This is a genomic window from Caldimonas hydrothermalis, assembly GCF_056746695.1.
In genome coordinates this window covers 325,088-351,540 of the sequence record NZ_JBWQXA010000003.1, presented here as the reverse complement: position 1 = coordinate 351,540, position 26,453 = coordinate 325,088, and the positions used below count along the sequence as shown (strand labels likewise).

The 26,453-nt window shown below is 67.0% G+C and carries 24 protein-coding genes and 2 riboswitches; of the genes, 17 read left to right on the top strand and 7 right to left on the bottom strand.

Annotated features, from left to right (window positions below):
- Positions 1-357 precede the first annotated feature (357 nt).
- Both aat and AC1ECW_RS06840 read left to right on the top strand, forming a co-directional pair.
- On the top strand, positions 358-1,155 hold the full coding sequence (aat, locus tag AC1ECW_RS06845; RefSeq protein ID WP_481201489.1) for a leucyl/phenylalanyl-tRNA--protein transferase: 798 nt from the start codon (positions 358-360) through the stop codon (positions 1,153-1,155).
- Positions 1,152-1,895, top strand: coding sequence for an arginyltransferase (locus AC1ECW_RS06840; RefSeq protein WP_409710455.1), 744 nt, complete (start codon positions 1,152-1,154; stop codon positions 1,893-1,895). The genes aat and AC1ECW_RS06840 overlap by 4 nt, the downstream gene beginning before the upstream one ends.
- Before the next feature lie 55 nt (positions 1,896-1,950).
- Here AC1ECW_RS06840 and AC1ECW_RS06835 read toward each other — a convergent pair whose 3' ends face one another.
- Positions 1,951-2,595 carry a 3-oxoacid CoA-transferase subunit B gene (locus AC1ECW_RS06835; RefSeq protein ID WP_409710458.1) on the bottom strand — a complete coding sequence of 215 codons (645 nt, stop codon included), beginning with the start codon at positions 2,593-2,595 and terminating at the stop codon, positions 1,951-1,953.
- A gap of 12 nt (positions 2,596-2,607) precedes the next feature.
- On the bottom strand, positions 2,608-3,309 hold the full coding sequence (locus AC1ECW_RS06830) for a CoA transferase subunit A (RefSeq protein ID WP_409663869.1): 702 nt from the start codon (positions 3,307-3,309) through the stop codon (positions 2,608-2,610).
- A gap of 100 nt (positions 3,310-3,409) precedes the next feature.
- Here AC1ECW_RS06830 and AC1ECW_RS06825 point away from each other — a divergent pair, with 100 nt between their 5' ends.
- Positions 3,410-3,970: a LuxR C-terminal-related transcriptional regulator gene (locus AC1ECW_RS06825; protein WP_409709843.1), complete on the top strand. Its 561-nt coding sequence runs from the start codon at positions 3,410-3,412 to the stop codon at positions 3,968-3,970.
- Positions 3,971-4,044: 74 nt separating this feature from the next.
- A complete protein-coding gene (locus AC1ECW_RS06820) occupies positions 4,045-5,070 on the top strand; it encodes a glycosyltransferase family 4 protein (RefSeq protein WP_409709840.1) in 1,026 nt (341 codons plus the stop codon).
- A 14-nt stretch (positions 5,071-5,084) separates the two neighbouring features.
- On the opposite strand, the gene AC1ECW_RS06815 is transcribed toward AC1ECW_RS06820, so the two are convergent.
- A complete protein-coding gene (locus AC1ECW_RS06815) occupies positions 5,085-5,504 on the bottom strand; it encodes an acyl-CoA thioesterase (RefSeq protein WP_409709837.1) in 420 nt (139 codons plus the stop codon).
- 15 nt (positions 5,505-5,519) lie between these two features.
- Complete coding sequence (locus AC1ECW_RS06810; protein ID WP_409709834.1) at positions 5,520-6,302, bottom strand: SDR family oxidoreductase; 783 nt, start codon at positions 6,300-6,302, stop codon at positions 5,520-5,522.
- A 261-nt stretch (positions 6,303-6,563) separates the two neighbouring features.
- Between AC1ECW_RS06810 and AC1ECW_RS06805 the strand changes: the two genes are divergently transcribed.
- The 8 genes from AC1ECW_RS06805 (at position 6,564) to AC1ECW_RS06770 (ending at position 17,837) form a co-directional block, all read left to right on the top strand.
- Positions 6,564-8,249 (top strand): electron transfer flavoprotein-ubiquinone oxidoreductase, encoded by a 1,686-nt coding sequence (locus AC1ECW_RS06805; RefSeq protein ID WP_481201488.1) that lies wholly within the window; start codon positions 6,564-6,566, stop codon positions 8,247-8,249.
- Between the two features lie 75 nt (positions 8,250-8,324).
- A riboswitch (glycine riboswitch) is annotated at positions 8,325-8,415 on the top strand.
- Between the two features lie 10 nt (positions 8,416-8,425).
- A riboswitch (glycine riboswitch) is annotated at positions 8,426-8,546 on the top strand.
- A gap of 57 nt (positions 8,547-8,603) precedes the next feature.
- Complete coding sequence (gene gcvT, locus AC1ECW_RS06800) at positions 8,604-9,728, top strand: glycine cleavage system aminomethyltransferase GcvT (RefSeq protein ID WP_481201487.1); 1,125 nt, start codon at positions 8,604-8,606, stop codon at positions 9,726-9,728.
- A gap of 34 nt (positions 9,729-9,762) precedes the next feature.
- Positions 9,763-10,140 (top strand): glycine cleavage system protein GcvH, encoded by a 378-nt coding sequence (gcvH, locus tag AC1ECW_RS06795; protein WP_409707984.1) that lies wholly within the window; start codon positions 9,763-9,765, stop codon positions 10,138-10,140.
- A gap of 69 nt (positions 10,141-10,209) precedes the next feature.
- A complete protein-coding gene (gene gcvP / locus AC1ECW_RS06790; RefSeq protein ID WP_409707981.1) occupies positions 10,210-13,104 on the top strand; it encodes an aminomethyl-transferring glycine dehydrogenase in 2,895 nt (964 codons plus the stop codon).
- 7 nt (positions 13,105-13,111) lie between these two features.
- Positions 13,112-14,161, top strand: coding sequence for a threonine aldolase family protein (locus AC1ECW_RS06785; RefSeq protein ID WP_409707978.1), 1,050 nt, complete (start codon positions 13,112-13,114; stop codon positions 14,159-14,161).
- Between the two features lie 25 nt (positions 14,162-14,186).
- A complete protein-coding gene (locus AC1ECW_RS06780) occupies positions 14,187-15,578 on the top strand; it encodes an L-serine ammonia-lyase (RefSeq protein ID WP_481201486.1) in 1,392 nt (463 codons plus the stop codon).
- A gap of 133 nt (positions 15,579-15,711) precedes the next feature.
- A complete protein-coding gene (locus AC1ECW_RS06775; protein WP_409708409.1) occupies positions 15,712-16,392 on the top strand; it encodes a response regulator transcription factor in 681 nt (226 codons plus the stop codon).
- Complete coding sequence (locus tag AC1ECW_RS06770) at positions 16,389-17,837, top strand: sensor histidine kinase (protein WP_409708406.1); 1,449 nt, start codon at positions 16,389-16,391, stop codon at positions 17,835-17,837. The genes AC1ECW_RS06775 and AC1ECW_RS06770 overlap by 4 nt, the downstream gene beginning before the upstream one ends.
- Here AC1ECW_RS06770 and AC1ECW_RS06765 read toward each other — a convergent pair.
- From AC1ECW_RS06765 to AC1ECW_RS06755, 3 genes are read right to left on the bottom strand one after another with little or no spacing between them, the layout of a single operon-like run.
- On the bottom strand, positions 17,817-19,310 hold the full coding sequence (locus tag AC1ECW_RS06765) for a tripartite tricarboxylate transporter permease (protein WP_409708403.1): 1,494 nt from the start codon (positions 19,308-19,310) through the stop codon (positions 17,817-17,819). The genes AC1ECW_RS06770 and AC1ECW_RS06765 overlap by 21 nt on opposite strands.
- A 50-nt stretch (positions 19,311-19,360) precedes the next feature.
- Positions 19,361-19,855, bottom strand: a complete 495-nt coding sequence (locus AC1ECW_RS06760; RefSeq protein ID WP_409708400.1) for a tripartite tricarboxylate transporter TctB family protein — start codon at positions 19,853-19,855, stop codon at positions 19,361-19,363.
- Positions 19,852-20,826 carry a Bug family tripartite tricarboxylate transporter substrate binding protein gene (locus tag AC1ECW_RS06755; RefSeq protein WP_409708398.1) on the bottom strand — a complete coding sequence of 325 codons (975 nt, stop codon included), beginning with the start codon at positions 20,824-20,826 and terminating at the stop codon, positions 19,852-19,854. Before AC1ECW_RS06755 ends, AC1ECW_RS06760 begins: the two co-directional genes overlap by 4 nt.
- A gap of 232 nt (positions 20,827-21,058) precedes the next feature.
- Between AC1ECW_RS06755 and AC1ECW_RS06750 the strand changes: the two genes are divergently transcribed.
- From AC1ECW_RS06750 to AC1ECW_RS06730, 5 genes are all read left to right on the top strand, one after another.
- Positions 21,059-22,339, top strand: coding sequence for an ABC transporter substrate-binding protein (locus tag AC1ECW_RS06750; RefSeq protein ID WP_409708395.1), 1,281 nt, complete (start codon positions 21,059-21,061; stop codon positions 22,337-22,339).
- A gap of 79 nt (positions 22,340-22,418) precedes the next feature.
- On the top strand, positions 22,419-23,309 hold the full coding sequence (locus tag AC1ECW_RS06745) for a carbohydrate ABC transporter permease (RefSeq protein ID WP_409707240.1): 891 nt from the start codon (positions 22,419-22,421) through the stop codon (positions 23,307-23,309).
- On the top strand, positions 23,306-24,154 hold the full coding sequence (locus AC1ECW_RS06740; RefSeq protein ID WP_409707237.1) for a carbohydrate ABC transporter permease: 849 nt from the start codon (positions 23,306-23,308) through the stop codon (positions 24,152-24,154). Before AC1ECW_RS06745 ends, AC1ECW_RS06740 begins: the two co-directional genes overlap by 4 nt.
- A 5-nt stretch (positions 24,155-24,159) precedes the next feature.
- Positions 24,160-25,227, top strand: a complete 1,068-nt coding sequence (locus tag AC1ECW_RS06735) for an ABC transporter ATP-binding protein (RefSeq protein WP_481201485.1) — start codon at positions 24,160-24,162, stop codon at positions 25,225-25,227.
- Positions 25,228-25,239: 12 nt separating this feature from the next.
- Positions 25,240-26,448: an AGE family epimerase/isomerase gene (locus tag AC1ECW_RS06730; protein ID WP_409707231.1), complete on the top strand. Its 1,209-nt coding sequence runs from the start codon at positions 25,240-25,242 to the stop codon at positions 26,446-26,448.
- Positions 26,449-26,453: the final 5 nt, after the last annotated feature.

The window sequence follows — 26,453 nt, the reverse complement described above, 5'->3', positions numbered from 1 at the left end:
ATCGGCTGTATCTTGTTAAAGAACCCACCACACAAACAAAACCATCGCTTCGTTTGCGTCGCTAATCAGTGATCAGCGAAGACCGAGATTATTGCAAGATTTCGATTTCCTTGTCAAGCACTCGGCATTTCTTTTCGCTAACGGCTTTGCTTTGCTCGAGGCCGCCAAACACAGGCTTGGCATTTAGCCCCGACACCACTGCAATCAGCGAAGCCTTGTAGTGTAAAGGCAATCCATCGGAAAGGTCAAGCCCCGCTCCCCATCGATCCCCCGGTTTGCATCCGGGGGCTCGTCCATGGCGTGCACAGCCTGCACGTTCCCGCACAGAATGTGGGCAGGACATTGCATCACTTGTTCATGAGCGCACTGGCGATCGCGTGGCTGGAACCCGGTCAGACCGACTTCCCTGCGGTCGAGGCGGCCTTGGGGCCAGGTTCGGAAGCCCCGGGGCTGCTGGCCGCGGGTGGCGATCTGTCGCCGCAACGGCTGCGCGCGGCCTATGCGCAGGGCATCTTTCCCTGGTACGGGGCGGGCCAGCCGGTGTTGTGGTGGAGCCCGGATCCCCGGATGGTGCTCGAGACCTCACGCCTGAAGGTGTCACGGTCGCTGCGCAAGACCTTGCGGCGCTTCCGCAAGGACCCGCGCTGCGAGATCCGCATCGACTCGGCGTTCGGGCGCGTGATCCGGGCTTGTGCAGCGACCCCGCGGGCCGGACAGTCGGGCACCTGGATCGTTCCCGAGATGGTGGAGGCTTACGAGCGTTGGCACCGCCTGGGTGAGGTGCATTCTTTCGAGACCTGGATCGACGGAGAGCTGGCCGGGGGTCTGTATGGCATCGGCATGGGACGGATGTTCTTCGGCGAGTCGATGTTCGCCTGGCAGACCGATGCCTCCAAGATCGCACTGTGCGCCCTGGTGGCGTTCTGTCTGCGGCATGGCATCGAGATGATCGATTGTCAGCAGCGCACCGAACATCTGGCCTCGCTGGGAGCCTACGAGGTGCCGCGCGCGCATTTCCTCGCTCATGTGCGGCGGGTCGTCCCGTTGCCGCCCCCCGCCCGTTGGATCTTCGAGCCGGCCTTGTGGGATCGGCTCGATGCACCGCCGGCCGGCGCGAGCCGTGATAGCGTGACGTCCTCGATGCAGCCCGCATGACGCACCCGAAAGAACTTCCGCTCGCGTCGCTCCAGTTCTATGCGACCGCGCCCTACCCTTGCAGCTATCTGCCGGGGAAGTTGGCGCGCTCGCAGGTGGCCACACCCAGCCATTTGATCCATACGGACACATACTCCGATCTGGTGGCGCGAGGATTCCGTCGCAGCGGCATGTTCACCTACCGTCCCTACTGCGACGGCTGCCGCGCGTGCGTGCCACTGCGCATCCCGGTGCAGCGCTTCCAGCCCAACCGCAGCCAACGCCGCGCCTTGCGCCAGCACGCCGCGCTGCAGGCGCGCGTGTTGCGGCTGGGTTTCGTGCCCGAGCATTACCAGCTTTACTTGCGGTATCAGTCAGGCCGCCACAGCGGGGGGGGGATGGACCACGACAGCGTGGACCAGTACACGCAGTTCCTGCTGCAAAGCAGGGTGAACTCACGGCTGGTGGAGTTCCGGGAACCCGGGACAAACCTGCTGAAGATGGTGTCCATCCTCGATGTGCTCAATGACGGGCTGTCGGCGGTGTATACCTTTTATGAGCCGGAGCCCGGCTGCAGCTACGGGACCTACAACGTGCTGTGGCAGATCGAACAGACACGCCAGCTCGGCCTGCCTTACGTCTATCTGGGCTACTGGATCGAGGACAGCCGCAAGATGGCCTACAAGGCGCAGTTTCGCCCGCACGAGCTGCTGATCGATGGCCAATGGCGGCTCTCGGGGGGCGGCACGTCTGACCTCTGAACGAGCGAGGGGCCCCGCAGGGCCCCTCGGTTCAATCCGGCGCCTGCCGTGGCGCTCAGGCGGCGGCCAATGCGAACTCGACGTGGGCGCCTGTCTTCACGCGCACCTCGTCTTCGGTGACGCCCGGGGCGAGTTCGACACAGCAAAACCCCTGGGGAGTGATGTCCAGGACGCACAGGTCGGTGATGACACGGTGAACCACCCCGACACCGGTCAGCGGCAGAGTGCACTGCTGCAGCAGCTTGTGCTCGCCGTTCTTGGCGCAATGCTCCATCAGCACGACCACGCGGCCCACACCGGCCACCAGGTCCATGGCCCCGCCCATGCCCTTGACCATCTTGCCCGGGATCATCCAGTTGGCCAGGTCGCCCTTTTCGCTGACCTGCATGGCGCCGAGGATGGCCAGGTTGATCTTGCCGCCGCGGATCATCGCGAAGGAGTCGGCCGAGGAGAAGAAGGATGAGCCCGGCAGGGTGGTGACGGTCTGCTTGCCGGCATTGATGAGATCCGGATCCACCTCCTCTTCGGTGGGGAAGGGGCCGATGCCGAGCAGACCGTTCTCGCTTTGCAGCCAGACCTCCATGCCGGCCGGCACGTGGTTGGCCACGAGGGTGGGCAGCCCGATGCCCAGGTTGACGTAGTAGCCGTCGCGCAGCTCGCGGGCGGCACGGGCCGCCATCTCGTCACGGTTCCAAGCCATTTGCGTTCTCCTTCAGGCGGCGGCGCGCACGGTGCGCTGCTCGATGCGTTTCTCGGGGGTAGCGTTGAGCACGATGCGGTGCACGAAAATGCCCGGCAGGTGGATCTGGTCGGGGTCGAGTTCGCCGGTCTCGACGATCTTTTCGACCTCGACCACGGTGATCCTGCCAGCCATGGCCACGTTGGGGTTGAAATTGCGGGCGGTTTTGCGGAAGACGAGGTTGCCGGACTTGTCGGCCACATAGGCTTTGACGAGCGAGACGTCGGGCACCAGGGAGCGCTCCATCACGTACTTCACGCCGTCGAACTCTCGCACCTCCTTGCCTTCGGCCACGATGGTGCCCACGCCGGTGCGGGTGAAGAAGGCCGGAATGCCGGCCCCACCGGCGCGCAGCTTCTCGGCCAGGGTGCCCTGGGGCGTGAATTCCAGTTCGAGCTCGCCGCTGAGGTACTGGCGTTCGAATTCCTTGTTCTCGCCCACGTAGCTGGAGATCATCTTCTTGATCTGGCGCGTGGCCAGCAGCTTGCCCAACCCGAAGCCGTCCACGCCGGCGTTGTTGGAGATGACGGTCAGGTTCTTCACACCGCTGGCCTGCAGCGCGTCGATCAGGGCCTCGGGGATGCCGCACAGGCCAAAGCCGCCGACGGCCAGCATCTGGCCGTCCTTGACGATCCCTTTCAGTGCCTCGGCAGCACTGGGGTAGAGCTTGTTCATGCGAGTCTCCTTCGCAAGGGGGTGGGACAAACCCACAGCGTACTACGTATCAGGATACGTAGAATCGCCTAAGCAGTCTCCTGAGCCCGCAACGATGTCCATGCTGCCCCCGATCGACTACCGTGCCGCATTCGAGATGGCGCCGGTCGGTTTGGTGTTGTCACGCAACCGCATCATCGTCGACTGCAATCACGCCCTGGCCGAGATGTTCCGCACCTCGCGCGAGGTGCTGGTCGGACAGTCCTTCCTCGTGCTCTATCCGAGCCCCGACGAGTTCGAGCGCACCGGCCGTCGCATCGAGCCCATCCTGGGGGCGAGCGGCCGCTATGCCGATGAACGGATCATGAAGCGCTCGCCGGGCGACCCGCAGGGCGAGCTGTTCTGGTGCCACGTGACTGGCCGCGCGTTCCATCGCGACACCCCGCACGCTGCGGGCATCTGGACCTTCGAGGATCTGTCGTCTAAACGTCCCGTCACGCTGGAGCTCACCGGCCGCGAGCGCGAGGTTGCCGCCTTGCTGATCGAGGGACAGACGAGCAAGCAGATCGGCAAGGCGCTGGGGGTAAGCCACCGCACGGTGGACATTTACCGGGCACGGTTGCTGCGCAAATACCAGGCAGGCACGACGCCGGAGCTGGTGCAAAAGCTCATGGGCGGCTGAGCGCCCCTCGCGCGCTGTCACGATGGCGCAACGTGGGTGTCCTTCAATCGCGCCACCGTCACCGCGGAGCGCGCATGAAGATCCTCATCGTCACGGACGCCTGGGAGCCGCAGGTCAACGGCGTCGTGCGCACCCTGAAGATGACGCGGCGTGAGCTGCTGGCCCTGGGGCATGAGGTGGAGGTGCTGTCGCCCCAGGGATTCCCCACCCTGCCATGCCCGACCTACCCGGAAATCCGCCTGGCCTGGGTCACCCGCCGCCGCCTGGCCCGGGTGATCGACGCGCTGGCGCCCGACTGCGTCCACCTCGCCACTGAAGGGCCCTTGGGCTGGCAAGCCCGGGCCGTGCTTCGATCACGCGGCTGGCCGTTCACGACGGCCTACCACAGCCGCTTCCCCGAGTATGTGCATGCGCGCCTGGGCATGCCGCTGGCCTGGAGCTATGCAGCGCTGAGGCGTTTCCACAACGCGGGAGCGGCCACCCTTGCACCGACACCGGCCATCGTCGCCGACCTGCGCGCCCGGGGCTTCGCCCGTGTGCAGCTGTGGTCGCGGGGAGTGGATCTGACGATGTTCACGCCGCAGGGCGACCGGCTGCCCCGGGGAGAGGCGCCGGTTTTCCTGCATGTGGGCCGGTTGGCTGTGGAAAAGAATGTCGAGGCCTTTCTGAAGCTGGATCTACCCGGCGAGAAGTGGGTGGCCGGTGACGGGCCCGAGCGCGTCCGTCTGCAAAGGCAGTACCCTGGGGTGCGCTGGTTCGGTGTGCTCGACGGCCCGACGCTGGCGCGGCTGTACCGCACGGCCGACGTGGTGGTCTTCCCCAGCCTGACGGACACCTTCGGGCTCGTGATGGTCGAGGCCATGGCCTGCGGAACACCGGTGGCGGCCTTTCCGGTGCCCGGTCCGATCGACGTCGTGGGGGACTCCCCCGGCGGTGTGCTCGATGCAGACCTGCGCACGGCCTGCCTGCGCGCGCTGGCTTTGCCTCGCGGGCCGGTGCACGAGCACGCCCGCCGCTATTCCTGGCAGGCAGCGACCGAGCAGTTCCTCCAGGCGCTGCGGCCGCTCGGGCGGGATGGCCCGGTGCCCGCCGCAGCCTGAACCGGCGGTGGGGCTCAGCTCACGACCGCGCGCAGCCACTCGGGCAGAGGCACCGAGGTCTGCCGGGGAAAGTCCACCCACACCAAGGTCGCCCCGCCGGCCGCATCGATCTGGCCGGGGCGGTCGGTGCGCTCGAGCGTGATGAAGGTGTCCACGCTGCTGCGTCCGGGATTGGCCACGTAGTGGCGAGCCAGCAGCGTGCCCGGGAACTCGATCTGTCGGTAGAAGTTGCAGAAGGCATTGACGATGACCGGCCCCGTGCCGCGGGGGTCGGGCGCCCCACCCAGGCGGTGCAGCCAATCGATGCGCACCGTCTCGAGGTAGCGGAAGTAAGTTGCATTGTTGACATGGCCCATGGCGTCCATGTCCCCCCAGCGGATGGGGATGTGCATCTCGTGCACGAGCTTCTTCTGGTCGGGGATGTCGATGCGCATGCTCGAATCGTTCGTTCAGAGGGCAAAACCGTCGTCGGCGGCGATCACCGCCCCATTGATGAAGTGGCTCTCGTTCGAGCACAGCATCACGAGCAGGGCATCGAGGTCCTTGGGCTCGCCCAGGCGCCTGCGCGGCAGCATCGCGATCAGCTTCTGGCCTTGCTCGGTCTGCCAATGGTGGTGGTTGATCTCGGTGTCGATGTAGCCCGGACAGATGGCGTTCACGTTGATGCCGTACTTGCCCCACTCCAGGGCCATCGCACGGGTCATGTGGACCACGGCAGCTTTGCTCATGCAATACACGCCGATCTGGCCGAGCACGCGCAGGCCCGCCATCGAGGCGATGTTGACGATGCGCCCGCCGGTGTAGGTGCCCGGCGCCGCGCCGCGGGCACGAGCCAGCATGCGCTTGCCGACCTCCTGGGCCACGAAGAAGGCACCGCGGGTGTTGGTGTCGAAGACGTAGTCGTAGTCCTCGGGGGTGACATCCACGAGCTTCTGGGTGGTGCTGACACCGGAGTTGTTGACGAGGATGTCGATCGCGCCCACCTCGGTCTCGGCGTGTGCCACGGCCGAGCGGATGCTGCCGGTGTCGGTGACGTCCAGTCCGACGACATGGGCATCGCCCCCCAAGGCCTCGATCTCCGAGCGCAGGGTCTTGAGCCGCTCGACCCGGCGGCCCGCGAGCACGACGGCAGCCCCAGCGCGGGCCAGGGTGCGAGCGAACTGCTCGCCCAGGCCACTGGATGCGCCGGTGATCAAGGCCACGCGGCCGGACAGGTCGATGCTGTAACTCATGTGGGCCTCTCGGGGGTGCACAAAGACAAAAGGGGTCGATCGGCTGTAAAGGTCCCAAGCATAGCGGGACCACGGGCCCGATCACAGCCTGTCGCACGGCCGACAGCGGCGCGGCGAACGATGCGCTAGAGTCAGCTCCCGATCACAGAATCGAACGATCGTTCGATTTTTCATGACAAGCCGATAGAATCGCGGCAGTTCGGGGCGGAAGCGTCGGCCTCGGCCCCCAGGCGATCCCATCCATTCGAAGAGGAAGACACGATGACTGCGCAAGAGATCCTGGAGCAGTACGGCCCGCGCGAATCCATGGAATACGACGTCGTGATCGTCGGCGCCGGCCCCGCGGGGCTGGCCACGGCCATCCGGCTGAAGCAGCTCGCCGCCGAGAAGAACCAGGAGATCTCGGTGGTGGTGCTGGAGAAGGGCTCCGAACCCGGGGCCCACATCCTGTCGGGCGCGGTGATGGATCCGCGCGCGATGAACGAGCTTTTCCCCAATTGGAAGGAACTGGGCGCGCCGCTGAACCAGCCCGTCACCGGCGATGATGTGCTCACGCTCACCGAGACCGGCAGCACGCGCATCCCCGACTTCTTCGTGCCGCGCAACTTCCACAACGACGGGTGCTACGTCATCTCGCTGGGCAACGTGGTCAAGTGGATGGCCGAGCAGGCCGAGGGCCTTGGCGTGGAGATCTTCCCGGGCTTTGCCGCCGCCGAGGTGCTCTATGACGAGCAGGGCCGCGTGCGCGGCGTGGCCACCGGCAACATGGGCGTGGGCAAGGACGGCCAGCCCACCGATCATTTTCAGCTCGGCATGGAGCTGCTGGGCAAGTACACCATCTTCGCTGAGGGTGCGCGCGGGCATCTGGGCAAGCAGCTCATCGCCCGCTACAAGCTCGATGCAGGCAAGGACCCGCAGACCTATGCGATCGGCATCAAGGAACTGTGGGAGATCGACCCGGCCAAGGCCAAGCCGGGCCTGGTGGTGCACACCGCCGGCTGGCCCATGGATGATCAGACCTTCGGTGGCGGCTTCCTCTACCACCTCGAGGACAACAAGGTCACGCTGGGCTTCGTGATCGGCCTGGATTACCAGAACCCCTGGCTCAGCCCCTTCGAGGAGATGCAGCGCTGGAAGACGCACCCGGCCATCCGGGCGCATATCGAGGGCGGCAAGCGCCTGAGTTATGGCGCCCGCGCCATCAACAATGGCACACCCCAGGCCCTGCCCAAGACGGTGTTCCCGGGCGGTGCCCTGGTGGGCTGCGACGCCGGCTACCTCAATGCGGCGCGCATCAAGGGCAGCCATGCCGCCATCAAGAGCGGCATGCTGTGCGCCGAGGCCGTCTTCGACGCCGTGACGGCCGGGCGGTCGGCCGACGAGCTGACGGCCTACCCCGAGGCTTTCGAGAAGAGCTGGCTGTACGAGGAACTGCAGCAGTCGCGCAACTTCAAGCACTGGTTCAAGAAGGGCCCGCTGGTGGGCAAGCTGATGACCGGGGTGGAGCAGTGGCTGCTGCCCAAGATCGGCATCCACAGCCCGCCGTGGACCCTGCACCGCGACCAGCCCGACCATGTCTATCTCAAGCCGGCCGACCAGTGCGAGAAGATCGTCTACCCCAAACCCGACGGGACGCTGACCTTCGACCGCCTGTCCTCGGTGTTCGTGAGCAACACCAACCACGAGGAGAACCAGCCGGCCCACCTGACGCTCAAGGACTCCAGCGTGCCCGTGGCGGTCAACCTGAGCCGGTTTGCCGGGCCCGAGAGCCGCTACTGCCCGGCGGGCGTGTACGAATTCGTCAAGGGCGAAGACGGCAGCGACCGCCTGCAGATCAACGCGCAGAACTGCGTGCACTGCAAGACCTGCGACATCAAGGATCCGACGCAGAACATCGTCTGGGTCACGCCGGAAGGCGGTGGCGGGCCCAACTACGCGGGCATGTGACCCCCCGCCCGGGCGCTGCCTCGGGGGATATTCGGCGGCCCCGGGGTCGCCATTTTCTTGGCCGGTGAATTACACTGGCATCTGTCAGGAGAGAGCCCCTGCGGGGGCCGCCGAAGGCGCAGGGCCCAAGCCCGAACGCTCAGGCACCCAGGACTGACAAGCGCCTTGTGGACAAGGCGTTCCTCACTGGAGAGAGGCCGGGCGACGATGGTCATCCGGCCCACCGAAGGGGCAAGCCGCTGCGGCTGAAACAGTCAGGCGGCCAATCTCTCAGGTAAAGCGGACAGCGAGGGCAGCACATGCCGGACCGGCTTTCGGGACGGCATGCTCGCATGACAGCCCCAGGAGAACGCCATGTCCGCCCAAGTCTCGACGCCCGCGCTGCTGCGCACGCCCCTGTACGCCCTGCACCAAGAGTATGGCGCCCGCATGGTGCCTTTTGCCGGCTATGAGATGCCGGTGCAGTACGAAGGCATCATCGCCGAGCATCGGCAGTGCCGCGAGAGTGCAGCCCTGTTCGACGTCTCCCACATGGGCCAGATCCACTTGGTTGGAGAAGATGCCGCCCGCGCCCTGGAATCGTTGGTGCCGGTGGACGTGATCGACTTGCCGGTGGGCAAGCAGCGCTACGGCTTCTTCACCAACGCCAGCGGCGGCATCCTCGACGACCTGATGATCACGCGTCGGGAGAACGATCTGCTGCTGGTGGTCAATGCGGCCAACAAGCAGGCCGACCTGGTGCATCTGAACACCCACATCGGTCACCGCTGCACGGTGCAGGCCCTGCCCGACCGGGCGCTGCTGGCCCTGCAAGGTCCGCTGGCCGCCGACGCCCTGGCCCGTGTGAACGCCGATGTGCAGCGGCTGAGATTCATGACGGGTGATCATTTCACGCTCGCCGGCAAGGCCTGTTTCGTGACCCGTTCGGGCTACACCGGGGAGGACGGTTTCGAGATCTCTGTGGCCGCCGAGGACGCCGAGGCCCTGGCCCGCGTGCTGTTGATGCAGCCCGAGGTGAAGCTGGCCGGCCTGGGCGCTCGCGACACCTTGCGCCTGGAAGCCGGCCTGTGCCTGCACGGGCACGACATCGACGCCCAGACCACACCAGTGCAGGCCGCGCTGGCCTGGGCGATCCAGAAGGTGCGCCGGCCCGGCGGCGCCCGTGCAGGCGGCTATCCCGGCGCCCAGACGATCGAGCTGCAACTGGCCCAGGGGGCCCTGGTCAAGCGCGTGGGCCTGCTCGGCCTGGAGCGAGCCCCGGTGCGCGAGGGCGCCAAGTTGCTCGATGCAGCCCGTCACAACGCCGGTCACGTCACCAGCGGCACCGTAAGCCCCACGCTGGGTGTGCCCATCGCGATGGGTTACCTGCCGGTCAACCATGCGGCCACCGGCTCCATCGTGCATGCCGTGGTGCGCGAGAAAACCCACCCGATGCGGGTGACGGCCCTGCCCTTCGTGCCGCACCGCTATTACCGCTGATCACCCCGTTTTCCATTCCATCCAGGAGTCCTGCATGACCGTCAAGTACACCCCCGACCACGAGTGGATCGAACTCGATGGCGACGAAGGCGTCGCCACCATTGGCATCACGCCCCATGCCCAAGACGCGCTGGGCGATGTGGTCTTCGTCGACCTGCCTGCCGTGGGGGCCGAGTTCAAAAAGGGCGACGTGGCCGGCGTGGTCGAATCGGTCAAGGCTGCCGCCGACGTCTACGCACCGGTCAGTGGGCACATCCTCGAAGTGAACGAGGCGCTGCGCGCCGACCCGTCGCTGGCCAATTCCGACCCGTTGGGCAAGGGCTGGTTCTTCAAGATCAAGATGGACGATCTGGCCGAGTTCGATGCCTTGCTCGACGCCCCGGCCTACGACGCACTCGTCAAGAACGCCTGACCTGCGAGCGACGGCCGCAGCCTGCCTGTGCAGGTGCGGCCGTCGAATGACCTTCTTCGCCCCAACGCCATGCTCATGTCTGCCCTCACCCCCTTGAGCGACCTCGAAGCCCGCGATGAATTCGTGGCCCGCCACATCGGCATCGATGCCGCCGATGAACGCGCGATGCTCTCGGCCATCGGTGCGGCCTCCCGCGCCGCCCTGATGGAGGCCGTCGTGCCGCGCAGCATCGTGCGCAGCGCCCCGATGGAGCTGCCTGCGCCGGTACCGGAGGCTCGCGCCCTCGAGGAACTCAAGACCATTGCCGCTCGCAACCGGGTGCTGCGCAGCCACATCGGTCAGGGCTATTACGGCACCCACACGCCCAGCGTCATCCTGCGCAACGTGCTGGAGAACCCCGCCTGGTACACCGCCTACACGCCCTACCAGGCCGAGATCTCGCAAGGGCGCATGGAAGCCCTGGTGAACTTCCAGACCATGGTGTGCGACCTGACGGGCATGGCGATTGCCAATGCCTCGATGCTGGACGAGGCCACGGCCGCGGCCGAGGCCATGACCCTGGCTGCCCGGGTGGGCAAGAGCAAGAGCACGACCTTCTTCGTGGCCGACGACGTGCTGCCCCAGACCCTGGAAGTGGTGCGCACCCGCGCGCGGCCGCTCGGGCTGACGGTGGTAACCGGCCCGGCCGAGCAGGCCGGGCGGACGGACTGCTTCGCCGCCCTGTTCCAGTACCCGGGCGTCACCGGTCGCATCCTGGACCTGCGGCCGCTGACCGAGGCCGTGCATGCCCGCGGCGCCCTGGCCATAGTGGCCGCCGACCTGCTGGCTCTGACCCTGCTGGTGCCGCCGGGCGAACAGGGCGCCGACATCGTCGTGGGCACGACGCAGCGCTTCGGCATGCCCATGGGCAATGGCGGGCCGCATGCCGCCTATATGGCCACGCGCGACGAGTTCAAGCGTTCGCTGCCCGGCCGCCTGGTGGGCGTGAGCGTGGATGCCCACGGCGCTCCGGCCTACCGCCTGGCGCTGCAGACGCGCGAGCAACACATCCGCCGCGAGAAGGCCACGTCCAACATCTGCACCGCACAGGTGTTGCCGGCCGTCGTGGCCAGCATGTATGCCGTCTACCACGGCCCGCAGGGCCTCAAGCGCATTGCCCAGCGCGTGGCCAGCTTCACTGCGGTGCTGGCGCAGGGCCTGGCCAGCCTGGGTTGGGCCACCACCCACGACACCGCCTTTGACACCCTGGAGCTGCGCACGGGCGAGCAGACCGAGGCCCTGCTGGCCGCTGCCGTGGCCGCAGGCATGAACCTGCGCCGCGCCAGCGCGACCACCGTGGGCATCTCGCTGGACGAGACCACCACGCGCGAGCATGTGCAAGCGCTGTGGCGGGTGTTCGCCCAGGGCCGCCCCCTGCCCTCGTGGGACGCCGCCGAGAAGGGCGTCGCCCCGCTCATCCCTGAGGCACTGCGCCGCACCAGCCCCTACCTCACTCATCCGGTCTTCAACACCCATCACTCCGAGACGGAGATGCTGCGCTACCTTCGCAGCCTGTCGGACAAGGACTTGGCGCTGGACCGCACGATGATCCCGCTGGGTTCGTGCACGATGAAGCTCAACGCCACCAGCGAGATGATCCCCATCACCTGGCCGGAGTTTGCGCACATCCACCCCTTTGCACCGCAGGACCAGCTACAGGGCTATGCGCAGCTCAACGAGCAACTGTGCGCCTGGCTGAGCCAGGCCACGGGCTATGCCGGCATCAGCCTGCAGCCCAACGCCGGCTCGCAGGGCGAATACGCCGGGCTGCTGATCATCCAGGCCTACCATGAGGCACGGGGCCAGGGACATCGCAACATCTGCCTGATCCCCGAATCGGCCCACGGCACCAACCCGGCCTCGGCCCAGATGGCAGGCATGCAGGTCGTGGTGACCAAGTGCGACGCCGACGGCAATGTGGATCTGGAGGACCTGCGCGCCAAGTGCGAGCAGTACAGCGAACGCCTGGCCTGCGTGATGATCACCTACCCCTCGACCTATGGGGTGTTCGAGACGCGCGTGAAGGAGCTGTGCGAGCTGGTGCATGCCCATGGTGGGCGCGTCTACGTCGATGGCGCGAACATGAACGCGCTGGTGGGCGTGGCCGCGCCTGGCGAGTTCGGCGGCGATGTGAGCCATCTGAACCTGCACAAGACCTTCTGCATCCCCCACGGTGGGGGCGGCCCGGGTGTGGGCCCGGTGTGCGTGGTGGCCGATCTCGTGCCATTCCTGCCGGCGCACCGCAGCGCGGGCCTGGGCAGCGATTCGCAGGTGGGGGCGGTGAGCGCCGCCCCGCTGGGCAATGCCGCGGTGCTGCCGATCTCGTGGATGTATGTGCGCATGATGGGCGCCGAAGGCCTGAAGGCCGCCACCGAAACCGCCATCCTGAGCGCCAACTACATCGCCGCACGCCTGGACGGCCCTTACGAGCTGCACTTCAGCAGCAACGTGCCGGGTATCAAGGGCGGTGGTGTGGCCCACGAGTGCATCCTGGACCTGCGTCCGCTGAAGGAAACCAGCGGCATCACGGCCGAGGACGTGGCCAAGCGCCTCATCGACTACGGCTTCCATGCGCCCACGCTGAGCTTCCCAGTGGCCGGCACGCTGATGGTTGAGCCCACCGAGAGCGAGTCGCTGGCCGAGCTGGACCGCTTCGTCGAGGCCATGCTGGCCATCCGCGAAGAGATTGCCAAAGTCGAGCGCGGCGAATGGCCGCGCGAGGACAACCCGCTGAAGAATGCGCCGCACACGGCCGAGAGCCTGCTCAAGGCCGAGTGGAACCATGCCTACACCCGCGAAGAGGCCGCCTACCCGCTGGCCAGTTTGCGCCGGCAGAAGTACTGGTCGCCGGTGGGCCGGGTGGACAACGTCTACGGCGACCGCAACCTGTTCTGCAGTTGCGTGCCCTTGAGCGACTACCAGTAAGACCGTCATGAAACAGCAATTCGCCAGCGACAACTACGCGGGAATGTGCCCGGAGGCTACGCATTGGTTCATGCAGGCCAATGCCAGTGGTCACCAGCCCGGCTACGGCGAGGACATCTGGACCCAACGCTCCACCGACAGGATCCGCGAGCTCTTCCAGACCGATTGCGACGTCTATTTCGTGTTCAACGGCACGGCGGCCAATTCGTTGGCGTTGGCCGCGATGTGCCAGAGCTACCACTCGGTGATCTGCACGCCGGTGGCCCACATCGAGACCGACGAGTGTGGCGGGCCGGAGTTCTTTTCGAACGGCTCGAAGCTGCTGGTGGCCGAAGCCGAGAGCCCCTCCGCCCGGCTGGGCAAGCTCACCCCCGACGCGGTAGAGCAGCTCGTCACCAAGCGCAGCGACATCCACTACCCCAAGCCCAAGGTGGTGAGCCTGACGCAAGCCACCGAACTGGGCACGGTCTACACCGTGGAGGAGGTGCGTGCGATCTCGGCGATTGCGAAACGGCGCAAGCTCAAGCTGCACATGGACGGTGCGCGCTTTGCCAATGCGGTGGCCGCGCTGGGCTGCCACCCCAGCGAGATCACCTGGCGCGCCGGCGTGGACGTGCTGTGCTTCGGTGGCACCAAGAACGGCCTGCCCATCGGCGAAGCGGTGGTCTTCTTCGACCGGGCGCTGTCGGAGGACTTCGCCTACCGTGTGAAGCAGGCGGGTCAGTTGGCCTCGAAGATGCGTTTCATCTCGGCTCCCTGGGTGGGCCTGCTGGAAAACGACGTCTGGCTGCGCAATGCCCGGCATGCCAATGCGATGGCGCAACGCCTTTATGAGGCGATCCGCGATATCCCTGGTGTGCAGGTGCTGCACCCCCCGCAGGTGAACTCGGTGTTCGCCCAGCTCCCGGCCCCGGTCATCGAGCGCCTGTACGCGAAGGGCTGGAAGTTCTACCAGTTCATCGCCGGTGGCGGCTGCCGATTGATGTGCGCCTGGGACACCACGGCCGAGGCGGTGGATGCTTTTGCCGCCGACCTGCGGCAGCTCTGCCAGGACTGAATCTCATCCCTCCTGCAGCCTGCCCATGGCCGTCTCGGTCTTCGACCTCTTCAAAGTGGGCATCGGTCCGTCGAGCTCGCACACCGTGGGTCCGATGCGGGCCGCGCGGATGTTCATCGAGCGGCTGCGGCATGAGGGGGTGCTCGACGCCGTGACGCGCGTGCGCTGCGAGTTGTACGGCTCGCTGGGCGCCACCGGCAAGGGCCATGGCAGCGACAAGGCCGTGCTGCTGGGCTTGGCCGGCCACGAGCCCGACACGGTGGATGTAGACCAGGTGCCTGCGATGCTGGAGGCGATCCGCCAGGAGCGCGCACTCGTGCTGGGCGGCACCCATCGCGTCGCGCTGAACGAGGCCGAGGACCTGGTCTTCCTGCGCCGCCAGAGCCTGCCCTTCCATGCCAACGGCATGCGCTTCCTGGCGTTCGATGCCGCTGGCGCCGAGCTGGCTGCGCGCATCTATTTCTCGGTGGGCGGGGGCTTCGTGGTCAGCGAGGAGGTCGCCGCCGACGGGAGCAGGCAAAAGCGCATCGCGCCCGACACCACCGTGCTGCCCCTGCCCTTTCACAGCGGGGCCGAACTGCTGGCGCTCACCCGCCGCGAGGGCCTGTCCATCGCCGGCGTGATGCGCGTGAACGAGCGTCATTGGCGCAGCGATGCCGAGATCGACGCGGGGCTGCTGCACATCTGGCGGGTGATGCAGGAATGCGTGAACCGCGGCTGCCGTGCCGAGGGCACGCTGCCCGGGGGCTACAAGGTGCGCCGGCGCGCAGCGGCGCTGTACCGCTCGCTCACGGCCCACCCGGAAGCAGCCCTGAAGGACCCGCTGCAGGTGATGGATTGGGTGAACCTTTATGCCCTGGCGGTCAACGAAGAAAATGCGGCCGGCGGGCGCGTGGTGACCGCCCCCACCAATGGGGCCGCCGGCATCGTGCCGGCCGTGCTGCACTACTACACCCGCTTCGTGCCCGGCGCCACCGAGGCCGGCGTGATCGACTTCCTGCTCACGGCCGGGGCGATCGGCATCCTTTATAAGGAGAACGCCTCGATCAGCGGTGCCGAGGTGGGCTGCCAAGGCGAGGTGGGCGTGGCCTGCTCGATGGCTGCCGGCGCCCTCTGCGCCGTCATGGGCGGCACGCCCGAACAGGTAGAAAACGCCGCCGAGATCGGCATGGAGCACCACCTGGGCCTGACCTGCGACCCCGTGGGCGGGCTGGTGCAGATCCCCTGCATCGAGCGCAACGCGATCGCCTCGGTGAAGGCCATCAACGCCGCGCGCATGGCCCTGCGCGGCGACGGGGTGCACCATGTGAGCCTCGACCAGGTGATCAAGACCATGTGGGAGACCGGGGCGGACATGAAAACCAAGTACAAGGAAACCGCCCGCGGCGGGCTGGCCGTCAACATCGTCGAGTGCTGAAAGCCCGCAGCGCGGGCCGGCCTTCAGCCCCTGCCCCCCCGAGGCCGATCGAGGCCACCCGGCCCTGCGATCCGTCCTCGCCCATAGTGCAAGCCCCAGGACGGAGCCTGTAATTTCACGTTAAGCTTTTGGCATGCGACTCTTGCTTGCCGAAGACGACGCCATCCTCGCCGATGCCCTGGTGGCCAACCTCGAACACGCCGGCTTCGAGGTGGAGACCGCCGAGAACGGCGCGGTGGCCGAATACCTGCTCAACCGCCAGCACTTCGATGCCGCCATTCTCGATATCGGCCTGCCGCTGGTCGATGGGCTGACCGTGCTCAAGCGCGTGCGCGCCAGCAAGCCGGCCCAGCCCATCCTGGTGTTGACCGCGTTGTGCGATTTGGAGCACCGCGTCGAGGGGCTCAACGCCGGGGCCGACGACTATCTGACCAAGCCCTTCGAGTTTCCCGAACTCGAAGCCCGGGTGCGGGCTCTGCTGCGGCGGGCGCAGCCAGGCCATGCAGCCATGCTGCAAGCCGGACAGCTGCTCATGGACCGCGATGCGCGACGAGCCACCGTCGCTGGCGAACCGGTGGACTTGTCACCGCGGGAATGGTCCTTGCTGGAGCTGCTGCTCAGCCAGCGAGACAAGGTGGTCACCAAAGAACAGATCACCCAGGTCTGGAGCGGAGAGGCGGGGGCCAAGGGCGAACCGGCCGGCTCGATCGAGGTGTACATCCATCGTCTGCGACGCAAGCTGGAGCCCTCCGGGTTGTCCATCCGCACCGTGCGCGGGCTGGGCTACTTGCTCGAAACGGACCCCAAAGCGTGAACCCCTCGCGCTGGAGCGCCTTGCAGGCACGCCTGGGTCTGGCCCCGGGGCGGCGCTCCCTGCACCGCCACTTGATGTGGTGGCTGCTCATTCCTCAGCTCGTGCTGTGGATTGCAGCCGCCTTCGTCACCTACAGCGTGGCGGCACGCTACGCCAATCTGGCGATCGATCGCAGTCTGTATCAATCCTCCCGTGCGCTGGCGCAGCAGGTCAAGCCCATCGACAATGGCCTGTTGATCGACTTGCCGAAGGCTGCCCAGGCCATCTTGGAAACAGACCCCGACGACCGCGTCTATTACATGGTCAGCACACCGCCGGGCCAGTTCATCCTGGGCAACAACACGCTGCCGCCGCCTCCGCCCATTCCCCATCTGCAACTGGATCGGCCTTATTTCTACGACGGCTTGGTCGATGGGGTGCCTGTGCGCGTGGCTGCCTTGTACCTGACTTATGGCGACAAAGCCTCGCCGCAGCGCATGCTCGTGCAACTGGCCAAGAGCCGGGCCAGCCGTGAGGAGCTGGCTCGGCAAATCCTGATCGACACCGCCTTGCCGCTGTCGGGCTTGATCCTGCTGATGTCGCTGATCGTCTGGGGGGGCATCCGCACCGGCCTGGCCCCGCTGGCGCGGCTGCAAGCGGTAGTGGAAGACCGAGCCCCCAACGACCTGGCCCCTATCGAACTGGAAGCCGCCCCCCAGGAGGTGCGCGCCCTGGCCCAAGCCGTCAACAGCCTGCTGGCCCAGGTGCAGGAAAACGTGAGCACGCAACGCCGCTTCATCAGCAACGCCGCCCACCAGTTGCGCACCCCCTTGGCCGGGCTGAAGTCGCAAGCCGAGCTGGCCCTGGCCGAGGCGCAGGACCCGGCGCTGCGTGCGAGGCTGCAGCGTGTCCATGAAAGCGCCACCCGCGCCGCCCACCTGGTGGGGCAGTTGCTGGTGCTGGCGCGGGCCGAGCCCGAATCGGCCGCGACCCTCGGACGCCGCCGCTTCGACCTGGCCCGGCTGGTGCGCGAGGTCACGGCCGAACAGGTGCCCCGAGCCTTGCAGGCCGGGGTGGACCTCGGGGTCGAGGACCGCGACGTCGAGCCTTTGCCCATCCTGGGCAACAGCCTGCTGATGCGCGAGGTGCTGCTCAATCTGATCGACAACGCGGTGCGCTACGCCGGACGTGGCGCCAGCGTCACCGTGCGCAGCTGCGCGACGCAGGGGCAGGCCGAGGTGGTGGTCGAAGACGACGGGCCGGGCTTGCCCCCTGAGGCCGGCCCCGATGCCCACCGGCGCGTCTTCGAGCGGTTCGTGCGCGCCAGCCATGACGGCCAAGGCTGCGGACTGGGGCTGGCCATCGTCAAGGAGATCGTCGAGCGCCACGCCGGCCAGGTGCATCTGGAGCCGGTGCAGCCTCACGGCCTGCGGGCCGTGGTGCGCCTACCGTTGGCTGCGCCCTGATACGGCCTTCCACAGCGGTGGGAGCACGAGCAGCAGCGCCGCAATCAGCAGCAGTGCGCCGGAGATCGGCCGGGTCACGAAGGTGCTCCACTGGCCCTGGCTGATCGTGAGCGCCTGGCGCATCGACTGCTCCATCATCGGTCCGAGGATGAGCCCCACCACCAGCGGCGCCACAGGGAAATCGAAGCGCCGCATCGCATAGCCGATCACGCCGAAGACATACAGCAGGCCCACATCGAACAGCGAGTTGCCTGCACCATAGACCCCGACGGTGGAGATCAGGATGATGCCCGCATAAAGCAGCGGCACCGGAATCGACAGCAGCTTCACCCACAGCCCCACCAGTGGCAAGTTGAGCATCAGCAAAATCACATTGCCGATGTACAGGCTGGCGATCAAGGTCCACACCAGGCCGGACTGCGACGTGAAGAGCGTCGGCCCGGGCTGCAGGCCATAGCTTTCGAAGGCCGAGAGGATGACCGCGGCGGTCGCCGAGGTGGGAATGCCCAGCGTCAACAGCGGCATCAACACGCCCGCGGCCGAGGCATTGTTGGCCGCTTCCGGCCCGGCCACGCCTTCGATGGCCCCGTGGCCGAACTCCTCCTTGTGCCTGGAGAGCTTCTTCTCGGTGTAATACGACAGCAGCGTGGGCAACTCGGCGCCGCCGGCTGGGAGGGCACCGATCGGAAACCCGAAGCCCGCGCCCCGCACCCAAGGCCAGAAGCTGCGCCGCCAGTCCTGGCGCGTGAGCCACACCCGCCCCTGCACCTTGAGCACCTCGCCCTTGCCGGCCCGGCCCTGCCAGGCCAGGTACAGCGCCTCGCCCACCGCGAACAGGCCCACCGCCACGGCCGTGAACTCCACGCCGTCGAGCAACTCGGCCCGGCCGAAGGTGAAACGCGGCTGGCCGGTTTGCAGGTCGATGCCCACCAGACCAACCAGAAGCCCCAGCCCCAGGGCGATGAGGCCGCGCAGCACCGAACGGCCCAGCACGGCCGAGACGGCCACCAGCGACAGCAGCATCAAGCTGAAGTATTCGGCCGGCCCGAAGCGCAAGGCCACGTCCACCACCCAGGGGGCCACGAAGGTCAGCGCCAGCGTGGCCAGCGTGCCGGCGACGAAGCTGCCGATAGCCGCCGTGGCCAGGGCCGGCCCGGCGCGTCCCCGCTGGGCCATGCGGTAGCCCTCCAGGGCCGTCACCACCGTGGCCGATTCACCTGGCGTGTTGATCAGGATCGAGGTGGTCGAGCCCCCGTACATTGCCCCGTAGTACACGCCGGCAAACATCACGAACATCGCGGCAGCCGGCACCTTGTAGGTCAGCGGCAGCAGCAAGGCGATCGTCAGCGCCGGACCGATGCCGGGCAGCACGCCCACCATCGTGCCCAGCAGGCAGCCCAGGAAGCCGTAGAGCAGGATCTCGGGCTGCAAGGCGGCGGCAAAGCCGCCCATCAGGGCTGCGAAGGTGTCCATGGCGTGGGCAGAGAGGGGGACGACAGCATGGGCGGGGTGGACGCTCGCGCTCAGGGCCAGGGCAGGAAGCTCGCGAAGCGGCCAAGCGGGACACCCAGCAGCCGGTCGAACAGGCCCCACACCGCAAAGGAGACGATCGTCCCGACGAGCAGGTCACGGCCCCAGCGCCTGCTGTTGAAGGCCCGTGCGATGCTCACGAAGGCGATCACCCCGGCCAGCCCGATGCCCAGCACCGGTGTCAGGCCCAGTAAAGCCGCCAGGCCGGCGATCATCCAGGCGACCCGCCCCTGCCGGCCTGGCAGCGGTGATTCGTGCTCGTCCAGCATCACATCGCTGCTGCGGCCCAACAGGCTCATGGCCAGGTACAGGACCGACAGCCCCGCCAGCGCTGCCACCAGGATTCGCGGCATCACGGCGGGGCCCACCGCCGCAAACACGGGCGGCTCGGGAATCAACCCGACCTGCCAGGCCGCCAGCGCCACCAGGGCCAACAGCGCCAGGCCCATGCACACCGGGCCGGCACGCCGTCGCAGCGGCCCCGTCATGCCAGGCCCAGGTCCTTCATCACCGCCTCGGTGGCCGCGATGTCCGCCGCCAGCATCTGCGCAAACGCATCACCGGCGAGGAAGACATCGGTCCATTTGCGCTGCTCGAGCACGTCCTTCCAGGCCGGCGAGGCATGCATGCGGGTGAGCAGGTCGATCAGCGCCTGGCGCTGGGCCGCCGAGATGCCGGGGGCCCCGAATACGCCGCGCCAGTTGGCGGCCGTCACACCCAGGCCCAGCTCCTTCAGCGTGGGCACGTCCACACCCGGGATGCGGGCACTGCCCGACACCGCCAGGGCGCGCAGTCGCCCGCTGCGGATGTGCTCGGCGAACTCGGAATAGCCTGAGATCCCGGCTACCACCTGGGCCCCCAGCACCGCCGCCGTGGCCGGGCCGCCGCCGGCGAAGGCCACATAGGCCGCCTCGCGCGGGTTCTTGCCCAGGGCGCGCAGGATCAGCCCCAGCAACAGGTGGTCCGTCCCACCCGAGGAGCCGCCGGCCACGCTCACGGCCCTCGGGTCGGCGCGCAGGGCGTTTTCCAGATCCTTCCAGGTCCTGTGCGGGCTGCTGGCGGGCACCACGATGACACCAGCCTCCTCCGTCAGCCTTGCCAGCGGCGTGACGTCCTTGATCGTGACCGGGCTCTTGTTGGCAATGCCTCCGCCCACCATCACCGAGCCGCCGACCATCATCGCATTGCCCTGCCCCCGGCGCTGGTTCACAAAGCGCGGCAAGCCCACCATGCCGGCAGCACCGCCGACATTCTCAAACTGGAAACTGCCCACCAAGCCGGCCGCCTTGCAGGCGGCCTCGATGGCCCGGGCCGTGCCATCCCAGCCGCCCCCAGGGGCGGCCGGCACGAACATCAGGATCGATTCGAAGGCCTGCTGGGCCCAGGCCAGCGGCGCCCATGCCCCGAGGGCGGGTGCCAGACCAGCGGCCAGGATCATTCGACGACGGTTCGGGTTCATGGGCATCTCCAGAAGATTTCTTGTGGAATGTCGCGGCAGGAGTCACGCCGGCACCTGCCGAGCGTAAGCGCAGGGTCGCATCGCAGCATCAGCGTTTCCGCGGGGGTGCGATCCGCGGCAAACCCGGGTAATCCCTCATTAATGCTGTCTGGATGTTTGTTTAATTTTTTCTTAACATTGCGCGGCCATCCCTGAGCGGAACGTGCAAATCCACAACCTGAGGAGCAAGGACATGACCCTGACCCGTCCCACCCCCCGCCGCCTCGTGCGCCAACCCTTGCAGGCCCTGGCCGCCTGTGTCGCCCTGGGCCTGGGCACGGCCGCCACCGCGGGCGAAGTGGAAGTGCTGCATTGGTGGACTTCCGGCGGCGAAGCCAAGGCTGCCACCGCCCTGAAGGGCCAGATGCTCAAGCTGGGCCACACCTGGCGGGATTTCGCCGTCGCGGGCGGCGGCGGCGATTCGGCGATGACGGTGCTCAAGTCGCGTGTCGTCTCGGGCAACGCACCGGCTGCGGCGCAAATCAAGGGGCCCTCGATCCAGGAGTGGGCCCGCGAGGGCGTACTGGCCAACATCGATGATGTGGCCAAGGCGAACAACTGGGATGCCTTGCTGCCCAAGCCCATCGCCGATGGCCTGAAGTACAAGGGCAGCTACGTGGCCGCGCCGGTCAACGTGCACCGTGTCAACTGGATCTGGGCCAACCCGGCCGTGCTGGCCAAGGCCGGTGTGAAGCTGCCCACCACCTGGGACGAATTCTTCTCCGCGGCCGAGGCGCTCAAGAAGGCTGGCGTGATCCCGGTGGCCCACGGCGGCCAGAACTGGCAGGACTTCACCACCTTCGAATCGGTGGCGCTGGGTGTGGGAGGCGTGGAGTTCTACAAGAAGGCCCTGGTGCAACTCGATCAAGCCACGCTCAAGAGCCCGACGATGGAGAAGGTGCTCACCACCTTCAAGCGCATCAAGGACTACACCGACCGCAACGCCCCAGGCCGCGACTGGAACCTGGCCACGGCCATGGTGATCAACGGCCAGGCCGGCATGCAGCTGATGGGCGATTGGGCCAAGGGTGAGTTCGTCGCCGCGGGCAAAGTGCCCGGCAAGGACTTCGTCTGCGCCGCGGCCCCCGGCACCGCCCAGGCCTTCACCTACAACGTCGACAGCTTCGCGATGTTCAAGATCAAGAACGAGGCCAACGTGAAAGCGCAGAAAGACCTTGCGGCCGCGCTGGTCTCACCCGAGTTCCAGGAGGTGTTCAATCTCAACAAGGGCTCCATCCCGGTGCGCCTGAATATGGACCTCTCCAAGTTCGACGACTGCGCCAAGCTCTCGGCCCGCGACTTCGTTGCCTCGGCCAAAGCCGGCACACTGGTGCCTTCCATCGCACACGGGATGGCCGTGCCTTCAGCCGCCGAAGGCGCGATCAAGGACGTGGTCTCGCAATTCTGGAACAGCGACCGCATGAGCGCGAAGGAAGCGATGGACCGCATCGCCGCCGCCGCCCGCGCCCAGTGACCCTGCCCCGGCGCCTGGTGCGCCGGCTGCCGCGGCCCCGGGGCTGCGGCAGCCCCACGATGTTCCTGACCAACCCCGCATGACCTCCTCTGCCCCTTTGCGGCCGCGCCAGCCCTGGCTGCCGCGGCTGGTGCTCGCGCCGTCCTTCGTGCTGTCGATGGTCTTCATCTACGGCTTCATCGCCTGGAACGGCTACCTCTCGCTGTCGGCCTCGCGGCTGCTGCCCAACTACGAGTTTGTCGGGCTCGAACAGTACGCCACCCTCTTTGCCAGCGAACGCTGGTGGCTGGCCATGCGCAATCTGGCCGTTTTCGGCGTTCTTTTCATCGGCCTGTCGATGGCCTTGGGCCTGCTGCTGGCGATCCTGCTCGACCAGAAGGTGCGCGCCGAGGGGGCCCTGCGCACCATCTTCCTCTACCCGATGGCGCTGAGCTTCATCGTCACCGGCACGGCCTGGAAGTGGATCCTGAATCCCGGTCTGGGTCTGGAGCACCTGATGCACCAGTGGGGCTTCGAGAGCTTCCAGTTCGACTGGCTCATCAACCCCGATCGGGCCATCTACACCGTGGTGATCGCTGGCGTGTGGCAGTCGGCCGGTTTCGTGATGGCGCTGTTCCTCGCCGGCCTGCGCGGCATCGACGACAGCATCGTCAAGGCCGCCCAGCTCGACGGCGCCAGTCTGCCGCGCATCTACTGGCGCATTCTCATCCCCAGCCTGCGGCCCGTCTTTTTCAGCACGCTGCTGGTGCTTTCGCACATTGCCATCAAGAGCTTCGACTTGGTGATGGCGCTGACCGCCGGCGGCCCCGGCTTTGCCAGCGACGTGCCCGCCACCTTCATGTACACGATGGCCTTCACCCGCGGCCAGATCGGCCTGGGAGCCGCGTCGGCCACCGTCATGCTGGCCACCGTGGCGGCCATCGTCGTTCCCTACCTCTACAGCGAGCTGCGCACGAGGAAGCCCACATGAAGCACCTGCACCGTTTCCTCCTGCTGGGCGCGCTGGCCTTGTTCGCCGCGATCTTCCTCGCACCGCTGTACGTGATGGTGGTCACCTCGCTGAAGGACATGGACCAGATCCGCGCCGGCGGCCTGCTCGACCTGCCATCCGACCCCAGCCTGGCCGCCTGGTCCAAGGCCTGGTCCAGCGCCTGCACTGGCACTGACTGCGGCGGACTGCGGCCCTTCTTCATGAACTCCATCGCCATGGTGGTGCCAGCCGTGCTCATCTCCACCGCGCTGGGAGCGCTCAACGGCTATGTGTTGAGCAAGTGGCGCTTCCGCGGCAGCGAGCTCGTGTTCGGGCTGATGCTCTTTGGCGTCTTCATGCCCATGCAGGTGGTGCTGCTGCCGATGTCGCAGGTGCTGGGCTGGCTGGGCCTGTCCACCTCGCTGTGGGGTCTGGTGCTCGTGCATGTGCTGGCCGGTCTGCCGTCCACCACCCTCTTCTTCCGCAACTACTACGTGGGCCTGCCCGACGAACTGGTGAAGGCCGCGATGATCGACGGTGCCGGCTTCTGGCGCATCTTCTGGCGCATCGTGCTGCCGCTGTCCACGCCCATCCTGGTCGTCACGCTGATCTGGCAGTTCACGCAGATCTGGAACGACTTCCTCTATGGCGTGGTGTTCACCGGCGCCGAGGCCAAGCCCGTCACGGTGGGTCTGAACAACCTCGCCAACACCACCGCCAACGTCAAGGAATACAACGTCGACATGGCCGCCGCCATGATCGCTGCATTGCCCACGCTGGCGGTCTACATCGTCGCCGGCAAATACTTCGTGCGCGGCCTCACCGCCGGCGCCGTGAAAGGTTGAACCCCATGGGAGCCCTCTCCATCCGCCAGGTCCGCAAGGCCTACCATTCTGTCGAAATCCTCAAGGGCATCGACCTCGAGGTCGAGGCGGGCGAATTCCTCATCCTCGTCGGCCCCTCAGGTTGTGGCAAGTCCACGCTGCTGGCGATGATCGCCGGCCTGGATCACCCCACCTCCGGCAGCATCCACATCGGCAACCGTGACGTCACCCACGCCCTGCCCAAGGACCGTGACATCGCGATGGTGTTCCAGAGCTACGCGCTCTACCCCAACATGACGGTGGCCGACAACATCGGCTTTGCGCTGGAGATGCGCAAGGTGCCCAAGGCCGAGCGCACAGCAGCAGTTGCACGCGTGGCGAAGATGCTGCAGATCGAGCATCTGCTCGAACGCAAGCCGGCGCAGCTATCGGGAGGCCAGCGCCAGCGTGTGGCCATGGGCCGCGCCCTGGCGCGCAACCCCAAGCTCTTTCTCTTCGACGAGCCGCTGTCGAACCTGGACGCCAAGCTGCGCGTGGAGATGCGCGCCGAGATCAAGCTGCTGCACCAGCGCACCCGCACGACCACGGTCTATGTCACGCACGACCAGGTCGAGGCGATGACCCTGGGCGACCGCATCGCGGTGATGAAGGACGGCCAGGTCCAGCAGTTCGGCACCCCGGACGACATCTACAGCCGCCCGGCCAACCGCTTCGTCGCCGAGTTCATCGGCTCGCCGGCGATGAACTTCATCGAGGCCTCGCGCACAGGCGCCGACGAGCTGCAGGCCCACGGACTGGGGTTGGCATTGACGCCCACCCAGCGCCAGGCCCTCCAGGCTCACGGGAACAGCGCCATCAGCTACGGCTTGCGCCCCGAGGCCCTGCAGTTCGCAGGCCAGGGACTGCCCGGCGAGCTGGGCATGGTCGAGCCCACCGGGCCCGAAACCTATGCCTTGGTGGACACGCCTTTGGGCCGCCTGACCGTCAGGGTGCCGGGCAAGGTGCCTCAGCGCGTAGGCGAGCGCGTGCACCTGGCCTGGTCCCCCGAACACTGCCACCTCTTCGACGGGCAGACACAGCAGCGCATCGCCTGATACCCTCGCGAGATGCATGTCTTCCCGCGTTACCGTTCTCCGGCCTTCCTGAAAGAGCACATCTTTCACACCATGGCCTTCTACCACCCCCGCTGCATCGACCGGCGCGGGGGCTACTTCCATTTCTTCCTCGACGACGGCACCGCCTATGACACCGAACACCGGCACCTCGTCAACAGCACCCGGCTGATCTACAACTACGCCCAGGCCCATCAGCATTTCCGCGCGCCCACCTACCTCGACGCCGTGCGCCACGGCCTGTCCTTCCTGCGCGAGGCTCACCTCGACCCGGCCACCGGCCGCTACGCCTGGATGCTGCGCGTCGAGGACCGCCCAGACGGCACCCGCGAGCACGTGGTGGAAGACGCGGCCCAGTACGCCTATGGCCTGGGCTTTGTGATGCTGGCCTACGCGCACGCACTGAAGGCCGGCGTGGCCGAGGCGCGCGAATGGCTGGCGCAGACTTGGCAAACGCTGAACACCCTCTTTTGGGACGAGTCCCAGGGCCTGTATGCCGACGAGCTGGTCGAAGGGGGCTGGGGCCCCTACCGCGGCCAGAACGCCAACATGCACGTCTTCGAAGCTCTGCTGGGCGCCTTCGAGGCCACCGGCGAGACCTCTTACCTCGACCGGGCCGAACGCATCGCCCGCCGCGTCACGGTGGACCTGGCCGACCAGACCGACGGTCACGTCTGGGAGCACTACCACGCCGACTGGACGCCCGACTGGACCTACCACCGCGACCGGCCCGACGAGATCTTCCGTCCCTGGGGCTACCAGTTCGGCCACCAGGCCGAGTGGGCCAAGCTGCTGCTGATCCTCGACCGCCTGCGCCCCGCCCCCTGGCTGTTGCCTCGTGCCCAGGCCCTGTTCGACTTCACCGTCGCTCATGGCTGGGACGAAGAGGCCCGCGGCCTGTTCAACCGCATGGCCCCCGACGGCAGCCTGTGCGACGACCACAAGGCCTTCTGGGTGCAGTCCGAGACGGCCACCGCCGCAGCCCTGCTGGGGCACCGTACCGGCCTGGAAACCTACTGGCGCTGGTACGACCGGCTGTGGTCCTACTGCTGGGACTACTTCATCGACCACGAGCACGGCGCCTGGTACCACACGCTCACCCGCGACAACCGCCGCCTGGGCGAGGAGAAGACCCCAGTGGGCCGGCTCGACTACCACACGCTGGGCAACTGCTACGAGATGCTGCGGGTGGTGGCCCCATGACGGAG

Coding starts and splice junctions, on each gene's coding strand:
- AC1ECW_RS06730 (WP_409707231.1), top strand. CDS start 25,240: ATGCATGTCTTCCCGCGTTACCGTTCTCCGGCCTTCCTGAAAGAGCAC.
- aat (WP_481201489.1), top strand. CDS start 358: ATGAGCGCACTGGCGATCGCGTGGCTGGAACCCGGTCAGACCGACTTC.
- gcvH (WP_409707984.1), top strand. CDS start 9,763: ATGACCGTCAAGTACACCCCCGACCACGAGTGGATCGAACTCGATGGC.
- AC1ECW_RS06755 (WP_409708398.1), bottom strand. CDS start 20,826: ATGAACCCGAACCGTCGTCGAATGATCCTGGCCGCTGGTCTGGCACCC.
- AC1ECW_RS06840 (WP_409710455.1), top strand. CDS start 1,152: ATGACGCACCCGAAAGAACTTCCGCTCGCGTCGCTCCAGTTCTATGCG.
- gcvT (WP_481201487.1), top strand. CDS start 8,604: ATGTCCGCCCAAGTCTCGACGCCCGCGCTGCTGCGCACGCCCCTGTAC.
- gcvP (WP_409707981.1), top strand. CDS start 10,210: ATGCTCATGTCTGCCCTCACCCCCTTGAGCGACCTCGAAGCCCGCGAT.
- AC1ECW_RS06820 (WP_409709840.1), top strand. CDS start 4,045: ATGAAGATCCTCATCGTCACGGACGCCTGGGAGCCGCAGGTCAACGGC.
- AC1ECW_RS06745 (WP_409707240.1), top strand. CDS start 22,419: ATGACCTCCTCTGCCCCTTTGCGGCCGCGCCAGCCCTGGCTGCCGCGG.
- AC1ECW_RS06830 (WP_409663869.1), bottom strand. CDS start 3,309: ATGAACAAGCTCTACCCCAGTGCTGCCGAGGCACTGAAAGGGATCGTC.
- AC1ECW_RS06760 (WP_409708400.1), bottom strand. CDS start 19,855: ATGACGGGGCCGCTGCGACGGCGTGCCGGCCCGGTGTGCATGGGCCTG.
- AC1ECW_RS06815 (WP_409709837.1), bottom strand. CDS start 5,504: ATGCGCATCGACATCCCCGACCAGAAGAAGCTCGTGCACGAGATGCAC.
- AC1ECW_RS06740 (WP_409707237.1), top strand. CDS start 23,306: ATGAAGCACCTGCACCGTTTCCTCCTGCTGGGCGCGCTGGCCTTGTTC.
- AC1ECW_RS06735 (WP_481201485.1), top strand. CDS start 24,160: ATGGGAGCCCTCTCCATCCGCCAGGTCCGCAAGGCCTACCATTCTGTC.
- AC1ECW_RS06805 (WP_481201488.1), top strand. CDS start 6,564: ATGACTGCGCAAGAGATCCTGGAGCAGTACGGCCCGCGCGAATCCATG.
- AC1ECW_RS06825 (WP_409709843.1), top strand. CDS start 3,410: ATGCTGCCCCCGATCGACTACCGTGCCGCATTCGAGATGGCGCCGGTC.
- AC1ECW_RS06785 (WP_409707978.1), top strand. CDS start 13,112: ATGAAACAGCAATTCGCCAGCGACAACTACGCGGGAATGTGCCCGGAG.
- AC1ECW_RS06835 (WP_409710458.1), bottom strand. CDS start 2,595: ATGGCTTGGAACCGTGACGAGATGGCGGCCCGTGCCGCCCGCGAGCTG.
- AC1ECW_RS06775 (WP_409708409.1), top strand. CDS start 15,712: ATGCGACTCTTGCTTGCCGAAGACGACGCCATCCTCGCCGATGCCCTG.
- AC1ECW_RS06780 (WP_481201486.1), top strand. CDS start 14,187: ATGGCCGTCTCGGTCTTCGACCTCTTCAAAGTGGGCATCGGTCCGTCG.
- AC1ECW_RS06750 (WP_409708395.1), top strand. CDS start 21,059: ATGACCCTGACCCGTCCCACCCCCCGCCGCCTCGTGCGCCAACCCTTG.
- AC1ECW_RS06810 (WP_409709834.1), bottom strand. CDS start 6,302: ATGAGTTACAGCATCGACCTGTCCGGCCGCGTGGCCTTGATCACCGGC.
- AC1ECW_RS06765 (WP_409708403.1), bottom strand. CDS start 19,310: ATGGACACCTTCGCAGCCCTGATGGGCGGCTTTGCCGCCGCCTTGCAG.